Genomic DNA, 1,603 nt, shown 5'->3' with positions numbered 1-1,603 from the left:
TCGTATTCCGTCCCTACGCGACATCGCTGATGCGATATCGAAACTGAAGCTTTCAGTGAAACCATTGGCTTTTACCATAAGTTTCAGCGAGAAAGGCCAAGGAGTGTAGTCCTGGGGAACCGTGAAAACAGGTTCAGGATTGTTTACCTGAACATACTTGCGTGAGCTTTGTTGGTTATGATCAGTCACCGCTTCCTGCGCTTATGTTGCGCGGAAGGAGTGAGCACAGAAGGTCTTGAACTTTTCTGAGCATAAATCTATACTCCCTGCATAGAGCAACAATCTCTATGCAGTTTTAAGTGAGCCCCGGTAATCTTCTCCAGTCGCCAAACTTAGTGAGGATTATCGGGGTTTTTGCTTTCTGATTCCGGGGTTATACCTCAGCAGAACCAGTTCCCTGCCACTTTAAGGCGTGGCCAACCAGCAATGTCTAAACGATCAGTAATCTAGCACTCATAGCCAACCGGATCAAGAATGTGAATTTTTACACATCATTTCCACGGCGCTCTGCTTCAAGTTTAATCAGTTTTTCAATCATTTGAGCCTGCGTAATTCCTTCCTCCTCAGCAAACTGAGCCAGTTTCTCTTTTAACGGAATCTGAATGAGCGCATGTATGGATTTATGGGTATTACTACGCCTCGCCAGAGAAGCCTTCTGGCGTTCGTTCGCTGATACCGGGTTTCCTTTCCGATATGGACGTTTAGGTTTTTGTGAGGAAGTAATTACGTTTACGACCTGTGACATCTCTGCCTCCTCAAGCATCTGACTGAATACTTGAACAAAGATACTACAGGAACCGTAGGTCGGCGAAGACTAAATTACAAAATGAAAGATATCGTTGTTGGCGCAGCGGTATCTTTCAGGAGATTGAAATGTTGATTTAGAAGAAAAACTTAATAGGAGACCGACCAGTCCCTCCCCATCTCCCACCGGGACTGCCAGTGCTTCAGATAGGTATCAGCCAGCGCAGGGTAATCCCGGATGACCAGGGCATTTTCGGAGTTGCTGTTCGCCGCAGCGCGGGAATAGTTGAACGACCCCGTTTCCACGTTTCGGCCGTCGGTGATAATCACCTTGTCGTGCATGATTTTAAACTGGCTGACGGTTCGTACAGGAATACCGGCATTGGCCAGCAGATTCATTGCCGCCACACCTGCACTCCCTTTCGCGCTGTTGGCTTTCCAGTCAAGTAACACTCTGACATCGATACCCCGCTGTTTCGCCTGGATCAGTGCTCGCGTTACTTCCGGTGAAGTGAAGCTGTAGCCCATCAAGCGAATACTTTGCTGCGCAGTCACGATCGTATTCAGTACCAGCTGCAGCGCCGAACCTTCTGGAGAAAAACCCGCCTCGATGCTGGCGGCATACACGGCCGGAACAGGTGCACACAAAGTCAGGCTGATCAGCCCCGACAGACAACATTTGCGGAGTGTACGGTTAATTTTTTTCACAGTATTTCCTTAACGGGTGTTTTAAGAAACGCCGGGAGCGGGGGAAACTGGTTTTTCCCCGTTCCCGGGGTTGGACAACGACGCCATGCGGAGGCGTCAGGATTTTGTGGTATGCCGAAACCAGTAGCAGACGGGTCCGTCGCCGGTATCG

Annotated in this window: 4 protein-coding genes; all 4 read right to left on the bottom strand. The window is 49.3% G+C overall.

Going from position 1 to position 1,603, the window contains the following annotated elements:
* A partial coding sequence (locus E7L17_RS14940; RefSeq protein ID WP_316323918.1) for a hypothetical protein occupies positions 1-189 on the bottom strand: 189 nt, incomplete at its 3' end.
* A complete protein-coding gene (gene tap / locus E7L17_RS14935; RefSeq protein ID WP_071786674.1) occupies positions 182-253 on the bottom strand; it encodes a RepA leader peptide Tap in 72 nt (23 codons plus the stop codon). The genes tap and E7L17_RS14940, both read right to left, overlap by 8 nt.
* A gap of 231 nt (positions 254-484) precedes the next feature.
* Complete coding sequence (locus E7L17_RS14930; protein ID WP_016529614.1) at positions 485-745, bottom strand: replication regulatory protein RepA; 261 nt, start codon at positions 743-745, stop codon at positions 485-487.
* A gap of 149 nt (positions 746-894) precedes the next feature.
* Entirely contained in the window at positions 895-1,452 is a 558-nt protein-coding gene (locus E7L17_RS14925; RefSeq protein ID WP_023340919.1) for a phospholipase D family protein, read from the bottom strand.
* Between the last annotated feature and the right edge of the window lie 151 nt (positions 1,453-1,603).

It is taken from the genome of Clostridium sp. (assembly GCF_032576335.1).
In the GTDB taxonomy this organism is placed as follows: Bacteria; Bacillota; Clostridia; order Oscillospirales; family Acutalibacteraceae; genus Faecalispora.
This window is presented reverse-complemented; position numbering and strand designations above follow the sequence as displayed.

Excerpts from the sequence above, each read along its gene's own strand:
- E7L17_RS14930 (WP_016529614.1), bottom strand. The coding sequence starts at position 745 with ATGTCACAGGTCGTAAACGTAATTACTTCCTCACAAAAACCTAAACGT.